Raw genomic sequence first — 9,194 nt, 5'->3', positions numbered from 1 at the left:
CGACGAGGTCGTCCTCCTCGGCGGGGACCAGCAGGATGCGGGCGTGCGGCCGCAGCGCGAGCAGCGCCTCGCTGGTCAACCGCCCCGGCGTGACGTCACAGGGGCGGGGCCGCCACCCGCGGTCCCGCCCGTCCTACTGCCGAATCTCCGGCATCACCGAGTACCGGCGAGCGCTCTGTTCGCATCCCAGGGGTTGGCGCGTGGACCAGGAAGATCACGCTGTCCGCGGTCCTACCGCACCGGGGCAGCGTACGCCGCGCCCACTCGACGCGCATCGCCACAGAAGTGGCACGGCGTCGTTCGCCGGGCTCAGATCCAGCCTCGCTTGGCGGCTTCGGCGCCCACCTGGAAGCGGGTCTCGAGGCCGAGGCGGGAGGCGATCGTGGCGATCCGGCGGGTCACGGTGCGCGCGCTCGTGCCCAGTTGCCGGGCGATCGCCTGGTCTTTGTAGCCCGCTTGCAACATTCTCAGCAGCAGGAGATCATCCGTGCTCGGCTGGTCGGGGGTCACCGGAGCCGTCGAGACAATGGGTTGCGCCCGTTGCCAGTAGACGTCGAACAGCTCGAGGAGTGCGTCGAGCAGACCCGATTGATGGACGACGGCGATTCTGTCGTACCGTCCTCCGATCAGTGCGACCAGTGCGACACGACGGTCCATGATCCGAAGCCTGAACGGCACGGTCGACAGGAGCCGGGCCTGCTCGCCGAGCTGGGCAAGGCGGGTGATCAGTTCGAATCTGCCATGTTGTTCCAGCGCCTCGGGGCTGTACACGGACCGTATGTCGACGCCGCGGTCCAGCAGATCTCTCGTGAAGGTCTCCTCCAACTCGGTGCTGTACGGGCCCAGATACGGTGGCCGGTCCAGCACCCAGAAGTGGGTGCGGATCGATTGGGTCAGCTCGGCGACCCGCAGGGTGATGGCCGCCTCACCAGTGATCACCTCCACCAACTCGGTCGGATGCTCCTGCAGTCGGCTGGCGCGGTACTCGCTTGCCAGGTCATCGACCACGTCTCCCACTGCGGCGAACGCCGCTTCGGAATCGGCTCGGCGTTTGGCGAGCAGTGCGCTCAACGCGGTCCGCGGGCTGACCGGCCGGTACTGGCCGTGTCCTTCTGTGCGCAGCACGCCCAGTTCCACCAACCGGGCCACCGCATGCCGTATTCGGCTGGAGGTGGCGCCAAGGTCCTCCGCGATCTCCCGCGCCGTCAGGTCCGGCTTGGCCAGGAGCGTGCGGTAGACCCGCTCTTCGAACTCACTGATCCCGAGGGCACCGAGCACCGGGCCTCCTTCTGTCATCACCGCCCGGCAGGAGGTAAGCCCGGCAATGGCGCGATTCGCCAGCCGACGTTATCAGACAAGAGATCAACCGCTCTGGGGTCGTATGCGCTGAGCGCACGACTTGACTGCGTCGACAGTTCCTGCAGGTCACACGTCACATTTACCGTTGTCGACACTCTGAGGCGCGAGTCCGGTATGCGCGAGGCGGACCGGATGGCTCAGGAGATCGCCGCGTGCATCCCCTCGGAGAACTGACCGCGCCCAGACAGACCACAGACTTGGCGGCCGCACCCCAGCCCCGGGTGCGGCCTTGACGCGTTCCGTGCTTCAACACATACCCCGCCAACTTCAGGAAGGAATAAAGCCGTCGCGATGCGCAGGATGCCCGTCACAGGCAGGTCGGCAGCGGCGTCGCTCTGGGAGGGCGGTCCTGGTCGCGTCGCTGGATGATGCCCCGTTCTCGGTGTCAGCCGATGAGCGCAGCGATGAAGCTCCCGGCGAGCCAGTCCTCGTATTCGTCATCGGTCCAGCCGCGCTCGCGGCACAGGAGTTGATAGACCTCCGGCGAGTTCAAAGTCCAGATCAGATGACGGGCCCTGTCGGCGTCGAGGCCGGCCCGCGCGCCGCCCGTCTGCAGGACCTGCCGGACGATCGCCGTGGCACCCAGGAGGCGTTCTTGCTTGATCGTCTCGGCGAACTCACGGAGGTCCGGACCGCCCCCCTTGGCACCCGAGAGAAGGACGTCGAGCAGCAATCCGAGTCGGCTGGAGACCATCCGGCACACAGCGGCGTAGTGGACGAGTTTGCCGCGGGCCGAAGGTTCGGCGATCAGCGCTTGGAACTCCGGACGCTCGACCATGGGGACCGATTCCTCGTCGCCGCTCAGCGTCACGTCGTAGACATCCTTGACCAGCTTCGCTTTGGTGCCGAACGCCTTGTAGACGGTCTCGGCGGAGACCCCGGCCTCGGCGGCGTCCGCTTTGATCGTGGTGCCCGCGTAACCGTTGGTGATGATCAGCTGGTAGGCGGCTTCGAGGATCCGACGGCGGGTCGCTCCGTGATGCCGAGAATCCGGTTCGTTCAACACGAGGCGAGCCCGTTCCAGCGCCAACTAGAGAGCTAATCAAGTCGCCGAGGGTGCGCGGTGCGCCCGGAGGCGCTGCTGTGGCTGCTCGTACCCCCGGGAACTGCTGGTTCCTTGGCGCTCCAACTGGCGAGCAGCTTCCAGGCGTCCTGGGACGCCTGGTCTTGGGCCGGCAGGTACAGGAACAGGGTCTGGTCGGCCTCGCCCGGCAGCGCGAAGGCCTGATAGTCGACGGTCAGGTCGCCGACGATGGGGTGGTGGTGGCGTTTGCGGCCGTGCGTGCGGTCGAAGACCTTGTGGTCGGCCCACCAGCGGCGGAAGTGCTGGCTCTTCACCGCCAGCTCACCCACCAACTCGGCTGTGCGGGTGTCGTCGGGGTGACGACCTGCGTCCATGCGCAGGATCGCGGTCATCTCGGCGGCGATCCGTTCCCAGTCTGGGTACAGCGAGCGGGCAGCCTCGTCCAGCAGGATCCAGCGGGCGAGGTTGCGCTCACGCGCGGGCATCGCCTCGAAGTCGGGCAGAAGCGCGCGGGCGAGGTGGTTGGTGGCCAGCACGTCGGTGCGGCGTCCGAGGATGAAGCCGGCCTGGTCGGTGAAGGAGTCCAGGAACCGGCGTACCAGGGGCCGGACACGCTGTACGACCGGTGCGGAGCGGCGGGAACTGCTGGGTTTGGAACCGGCGAGGTCGAAGAGGTGGGCGTGTTCGGCAGGGTCGAGCCGCAGCGCGCCGGCCATGGCCTCCAGCACCCCGGTGGAGGGGGTGATCTGCCGCCCCTGCTCCAGGCGCGTGTAGTAATCGGTGCTCACCCCGGCCAGGTGGGCGACCTCCTCCCGGCGCAGCCCCGGCACCCGCCGGTAGGCCCCTCGCTCGGGAAGCCCGGCCGACTCGGGGGTGATGCGGGCTCGGGACCAGCGCAAGAACTCGCTGAGCTCGACGTTTCTGGCCATGCCTTCATTCTGCGCCCGCGGTATTCCGCGGTCGACCAGGGAAGGGGGGTCGCTGAGTCCTATGCAACCGATTCCCTGGCAGGTCAGGGCCGGGAAGCGGCCTCCGCGGGCCGGAGGCCGCGTGGTGTTCTGGGTTGCGGAGGCCAGCCCGGTAACTACCAGGTCTGATGACCCGGCCGCACCCCGATCGCCTCCTTACCGCTGAGCCCCAAGTGGCATCCCCCTGAAGAAAGTGAGTGCCGATATGGCCCGGATCCTGATAGTGCTGTCTGGCGTCGACTACTGGACGCTGACAGACGGCAGCAAGCACCCCAGCGGCTATTGGGCCGAGGAGTTCGTGGTTCCGCACCGCATCCTCACGCAGGCCGGGTTCACCGTCGACATCGCTGCCCCCGAGGACGGAAAGCCGACCGCCGACCCCGTGAGCCTGCGGCCCGAGGTAGCCGGTCCCGAGGCGGACGCCTTCGCCGCTTACATCGAAGATGCGGCCGAAGCGCTCGCCCACCCCAGGACGCTGTCCGACATCGACACGGCCGACTACGACGCGATCTTCCTGCCCGGCGGGCACGGTCCCATGGAGGACCTGGCCCACGACCCCGACCTCGGCCGCATCCTCATCGAGGCCGACGCCGCCGGGAAGATCATCGCCCCGGTGTGCCACGGCCCCGCCGCACTGCTGTCGGCGAACCTGCCGGGCGGACGCTGGCTGTTCGCCGGACGCACCCTGACCGTCTTCACCAACGAGGAGGAGCGGCTCAACGGCACCGCCGACCGAGCACCGTGGCTGGTCGAGACCGTGCTCACAGCACGCGGAGCCGTCGTTCGTTCCGCGCCAGAGACTTGGAAGGCGAACGTCGTCGTCGACGGGAACCTGTTCTCCGGCCAGAACCCCGCCTCCAGCGAGCCGCTGGCCGAAAGGGTCGTTGCCGCACTCACCGACCGCTGATCCCGGCTTCGTCGCGTCCCTGACGGGCGGGGTCCCGCCCCGCTCCGCGCAGCCGCAGGTCACGAACAAGGCCTCAAACACGAAAAGTTCTGAGCCGATCTGCCGACAGGCGTCGCGCCAAAGGGCCTGGCCACCAACCACCCGACCGCCGGATCAGCGCACCTACCAGGTTGCTCATGCCATGCGACCACGGACTACATCGGAACCAATCGTTGAGGGAACCTCTCGTATGACCACCACCACTACTGCCTATGCCGCGCGCGCTCCCAAGTCTCCGCTGGAGCGCACCACCATCGAGCGTCGCGCGGTGGGCGAGTTGGACGTCCTGATCGGCATCAAGTACGCAGGCATCTGCCACTCCGACATCCACCAGGCACGCGCGGGCTGGGGCGAGGCGATCTTCCCCATGGTTCCCGGCCACGAGATCGCAGGTGTCGTACGGGAAGTCGGCCCAGGCGTCACCAAGTTCCAGGTCGGCGACCGCGTGGGTGTCGGCTGCATGGTGGACTCCTGCCGAAGCTGCGACAACTGCAAGGCCGGCCAGGAGCAGTACTGCGCGGGTGGCGGCGGCAAGGTCGATACGTACAAACGCACTCGACAAGGACGGCGAGCCCACCTACGGCGGTTACTCCCAGGCGATCGTCGTCGACGAGAACTATGTGGCGCGCATCCCCGACGGCCTTGCCCTGGACGTCGCCGCGCCGCTTCTGTGCGCCGGCGTCACCACCTACTCCCCGCTTCGGCACTGGGGCGCCGGTCCCGACCGGAAGATGGCGGTGCTGGGCCTGGGCGGCCTGGGCCATCCGGCCGTCAAGATCGCCCACGCGCTCGGCGCCGAAGTCACGGTCCTCTCCCAGTCCCTGCGCAAGAAGGACGACGGCCTGCGCCTGGGCGCCGACCATTACCGCGCGAACAACGATCCGACGGCCTACGAGGGGCTGGAGGGCACCTTCGGCCTCATCCTCTCCACCGTCTCGGCCCCGCTCGACTACGGCGCCTACATGTCCCTGCTGATGACCGACGCTGATGACCGACGGCGCCCTGGTGAACGTCGGCCTGCCCGAGGAGCCGATCTCCCTCGACCTCTTCTCCCTCGTCACCGGCCGCAAGACCATGGCCGGCTCCAACATCGGCAGCATCGCGGAGACCCAGGAAATGCTGGACTTCTGCGCCGAGCAAGGCATCGGCGCAGAGATAGAACTGATCCGCGCCGACCAGATCAACGAGGCGTATGAGCGCGTACTCAAGAGCGATGTGCGGTACCGCTTCGTGATCGACACGGCCACGATCTGACGGACGGGACGGCGTGGCGACGCTGCCGACGGCCAGTGCTGTGACCGGAAACCTTCACCGGTCTGAGTAGTCACGACCGAACGTCAAAGCCGGCTGCTTCCCAAGTCACCGGGATATCGCGAGGTACGCAGCACCGTGGCGTCAGTGTTTGCCCAGGTAGACGATCACTCCCACGGCGAGGGGAGCGCCGAACGTCCAGACCCAGGCCATCGGGTGGCCGTAGTTCAAGGTCCGGCCCCATCCGATGCGCTTGGGAACGGCGAGCCGTGGATCATCCTTGTTGACGTAGAAGATCCCATGCCAGTGGCGATCATCGTCCCAGTTCATGGCCCGCCTCCAGAGACCCGACCCTCTGGAACGAACCTACCTGGCACAAGAGACACCACCAACCGGTGAAGGTTTCCGGTCGCAGCACCCGGGGGTGTCGCCGAGAGCGCGAAAGGCCGCGCGCGGTGCCTGCCGGCAGGCACGCGGCCGAACGTCACCGCCGGTCGTGCGGTCGCGGAGATCGACGCCGGGCTTCCTCGATGGCCGAGAAGGAACGCATCGGCGCCACCCTCAGCCATCTGGTAGCCGCCGATGACCGCACCCGTCACCGTGAGTGGTGACTGGAACCGGCCCGTCTTCGCCCGCAGCCCCGAGGCGGCCGGGCCGGTCCGGACGGGCGCTGCGCGAGCCTGCTCAGTGAGGAGCTGGGAGCAGCGAGCGGCGACGGCACCTCCGCCGCCGCAGCGGGCAGCCCGGTGCTGATGGGCTGGGCGCTGCCGGGAACGACGCCCACGCGCCCTCGGAAGACGTGTCCGCTGCCGGGCTCGTCCGGCGGGCCGGGCCAGCCGCGCTGATCCTGACGTCGCCGGCTTGATCCGCCCCGACCCTGCGCGACTGCGTATCGTCACGGGGCGACTACTGCCGGGCACCGGAAATTCTCTGCCCGGCAAGGAATGCATACGCCTATAGAGTGCGTTTGCAAGTATGCGGATCGCAACCAAGAGCGGCCGGAGACCCACTCCGCCGTTCGGCCACGCGGCCACCGCGGGGCCGCTTGTCGCACTACAGGAGAGACCTTTTGTGAGTACGCTCTTCGAGCCCTATCACGTTCGATCGCTGACCATTCCGAACCGCATCTGGATGGCCGCGATGTGCCAATACAGCGCAGCACCGGAAGGTGAACTCGCGGGTGTGCCGAACGACTGGCACTTCACGCACCTCGCCGCGCGGGCGACCGGAGGCACTGGCCTGATCATCACCGAGGCCACCGCGGTGAGCCCGGAGGGCCGAATCAGCCCCTACGACCTCGGCATCTGGAACGACACCCAGGTGCAGGCATTCCGTCGGATCACGGACTTCCTGAAGTCTCAGGGCACCGTCGCGGGGATCCAGCTTGCCCACGCCGGCCGCAAGGCCTCGACCGAGCGGACCTGGGTCAACCGCGGAGCGCCGATCGCGCCCGAGGAGCAGTACGGGTGGACGCCCGTGGCCCCGAGCGGGATCCCGATGCTGCCGGACGCGGCGACTCCCGAGGAACTGACGGTGGAGCAGATCGGAGCTGTCGTACGGGAGTTCGCGGACGCGGCCCGGCGCGCTTTGGACGCGGGGTTCCAGGTGGCTGAGATTCATGGTGCGCACGGGTACCTGATCCATCAGTTCCTGTCTCCGTTCAGCAACCGGCGCACCGACGAGTACGGCGGTTCCTTCGAGGGACGCACCCGCTTCGCCATCGAGGTCGTTGAAGCCGTGCGTGCGGTGTGGCCCGAGGACCTGCCGGTGTTCTTCCGTATCTCCGCCACCGACTGGCTCGAAGAGAACGGCGACGCGCGCGAGGGCTGGACCGCGGACGAGACGGTGCGCCTGGCCAAGGAGCTCCGCGCCCGGGGAGTCGACCTGTTCGACGTGTCGACCGGCGGCAACGTGGCAGACGTGACGATTCCCGTGGGGCCCGACTACCAACTGCCCTTCGCCGAACGAGTTCGCTCGGAGACCGACATGCCGGTGGCGACCGTCGGTCTGATCACCGATCCCACCCAGGCGCAGGCCATCGTCGCCGCGGGCAAGGCGGACGCGGTGCTGCTCGGGCGCGAACTGCTTCGCAACCCGTACTGGGCACGCCACGCCGCCGTCGAGCTCGGTGGTGAGGTCGCGACCCCGGACCAGTACCACCGCGCGTAAGCGACAACCGCGCGCCAGGGAGAAGGGCGCGTGGGGCAGAGCGCCGGAGACGGACGAGGGGTTTCCCCCGAGGATTCCGTCTCCGGCGCGCCTCGAGCCAGTAGTTCTCCCCGGTCGACCGCCGTGTTCTCGCACGCTCTGCTACAGGCAGCGGAAGCGACACCTTGAGCCCTTTCCAACCCGTCCAGCGGGTCCGGAAGTCGGCCTGGTGGAGCGGTGAAGCCGCGGGTAGATGCAGCACCTCCCGGACGACCGATCTCGTGCAGGCTGTCCTGATGCTTCACCATGCATCTGTATGGGCGAGGAGGTCTTGCCGGGGGTCATCGCTTTCCCACGGATAGCCGAAGGAATCCGGCCGTAGCCCCAGAGGGCGAGCGCGTCCTCGAGCGCGGACTCATCCGCCGCCGAGGCGGCGCGCACCAGCACCGCATCGATGTCGTAGTCGAACCCGTCGATCCGGTCGGCGTCGTACCGCGGATACGACCACGACAAGAACCGCCAGTTGGTTCGAAACCTCGGCGTGAAACCGCTGATGGCCCGGCGCGGCACCGGGCACGGTTTCTGAGTCGGCACCTAACGCCGGCTCGTGGAGCGCGCGTTCGCCCACCTGCACTGGTTGCGCCGCGTTCGGATCCGCCGGGAGAGCCGCGACGACATCCACGAGGCCTTCCTCACCCTCGCATGCGCGCTCATCTGCTGGAGACGCCTGAAGTCATTCGCGATAGGAGTTCTTAGAACTTCAACAAAGTGACAGGCTTGCCGGCCGGCTGACCCGAACGAGGCCAAGAATCAGGCTCCGGCGATGGTTCGGCCCGGCATCGGCTCCGCGAGCGTGGCCCGCCAGGCCGGCGCGCCGAAGGGGTCGGCGAAGTACTGCGTCTCGTGCACCACGTGCTGCTCAGCGAATTCCATGATGCTCACCGAATACGAGGGCACACCGTCGTAGGTGATCACGCATTCACTCACCCACAGATTCGCGTGGCCGGTGATCCGCTGGACTGTGAAGTGTCGGTCGGCCGGGTGCCCGCCGCGTTGCGCCGAAATCGCCGCTCGGCCCCGGAACCGCTCACCTGACTGCGGGTAGTCCAGGATCGCGTCCGTGGCGTAGATGGCGTGCTCGGCTTCGGTGTTCCCGCGTTCCGAGGCCCGCCAATGCTCTTCGATCGCGGCCCTGGTCCGGGAGTCAGGATCCATGGCACCGCCCCTCCGTACCGGTGACGGCCGAGGCACTCCGGGCCACAGCCGGCCCGGGGCCAGGCTGACGCCGACTGCCAAGTCCTCCCTCTGGCCGGGTCGGAATGCAGTAGCCGTCCACCGTGGCAACGGCGTCGAGTGACCGCCACCCGGCTGACCCCATCTTCGATCCATTCGGTTAGGAGTTCTCAGGTGGTGTGGAATTGGGGGCCGTAGGTGTGGTGGGTGTGGGGGATGGGGGTTTCCATGAGTTCTACGGCGGGGGTTTGTAGGCGGTGCATGG

7 protein-coding genes and 1 pseudogene are annotated in these 9,194 nt (G+C 67.8%); 3 read left to right on the top strand and 5 right to left on the bottom strand.

The window, feature by feature from the left end; genetic code table 11:
• Positions 1-309 precede the first annotated feature (309 nt).
• From ABZ904_RS49295 to ABZ904_RS49285, 3 genes are all read right to left on the bottom strand, one after another.
• Positions 310-1,278, bottom strand: a complete 969-nt coding sequence (locus ABZ904_RS49295) for a helix-turn-helix domain-containing protein (RefSeq protein WP_359410712.1) — start codon at positions 1,276-1,278, stop codon at positions 310-312.
• A 466-nt stretch (positions 1,279-1,744) separates the two neighbouring features.
• Entirely contained in the window at positions 1,745-2,365 is a 621-nt protein-coding gene (locus tag ABZ904_RS49290; RefSeq protein ID WP_359410713.1) for a TetR/AcrR family transcriptional regulator, read from the bottom strand.
• A gap of 32 nt (positions 2,366-2,397) precedes the next feature.
• Positions 2,398-3,312: a helix-turn-helix transcriptional regulator gene (locus ABZ904_RS49285; protein WP_361005519.1), complete on the bottom strand. Its 915-nt coding sequence runs from the start codon at positions 3,310-3,312 to the stop codon at positions 2,398-2,400.
• A 244-nt stretch (positions 3,313-3,556) separates the two neighbouring features.
• On the opposite strand from ABZ904_RS49285, the gene ABZ904_RS49280 reads away from it, so the two are divergent.
• Positions 3,557-4,258, top strand: a complete 702-nt coding sequence (locus ABZ904_RS49280; RefSeq protein ID WP_361830700.1) for a type 1 glutamine amidotransferase domain-containing protein — start codon at positions 3,557-3,559, stop codon at positions 4,256-4,258.
• 229 nt (positions 4,259-4,487) lie between these two features.
• Positions 4,488-5,551: pseudogene (locus ABZ904_RS49275) on the top strand (NAD(P)-dependent alcohol dehydrogenase).
• A 141-nt stretch (positions 5,552-5,692) separates the two neighbouring features.
• Here the strand turns inward: ABZ904_RS49275 and ABZ904_RS49270 are convergent.
• Positions 5,693-5,878 (bottom strand): DUF5808 domain-containing protein, encoded by a 186-nt coding sequence (locus ABZ904_RS49270; protein WP_359410716.1) that lies wholly within the window; start codon positions 5,876-5,878, stop codon positions 5,693-5,695.
• A 741-nt stretch (positions 5,879-6,619) separates the two neighbouring features.
• On the opposite strand from ABZ904_RS49270, the gene ABZ904_RS49265 reads away from it, so the two are divergent.
• Complete coding sequence (locus ABZ904_RS49265; protein WP_359410717.1) at positions 6,620-7,717, top strand: NADH:flavin oxidoreductase/NADH oxidase; 1,098 nt, start codon at positions 6,620-6,622, stop codon at positions 7,715-7,717.
• A gap of 789 nt (positions 7,718-8,506) precedes the next feature.
• Here ABZ904_RS49265 and ABZ904_RS49260 read toward each other — a convergent pair.
• Positions 8,507-8,911, bottom strand: coding sequence for a nuclear transport factor 2 family protein (locus ABZ904_RS49260; RefSeq protein WP_359410718.1), 405 nt, complete (start codon positions 8,909-8,911; stop codon positions 8,507-8,509).
• Positions 8,912-9,194 lie beyond the last annotated feature (283 nt).

This window comes from Streptomyces sp. NPDC046900 (assembly GCF_040644975.1).
In the GTDB taxonomy this organism is placed as follows: domain Bacteria; phylum Actinomycetota; class Actinomycetes; order Streptomycetales; family Streptomycetaceae; genus Streptomyces.
This window is presented reverse-complemented; position numbering and strand designations above follow the sequence as displayed.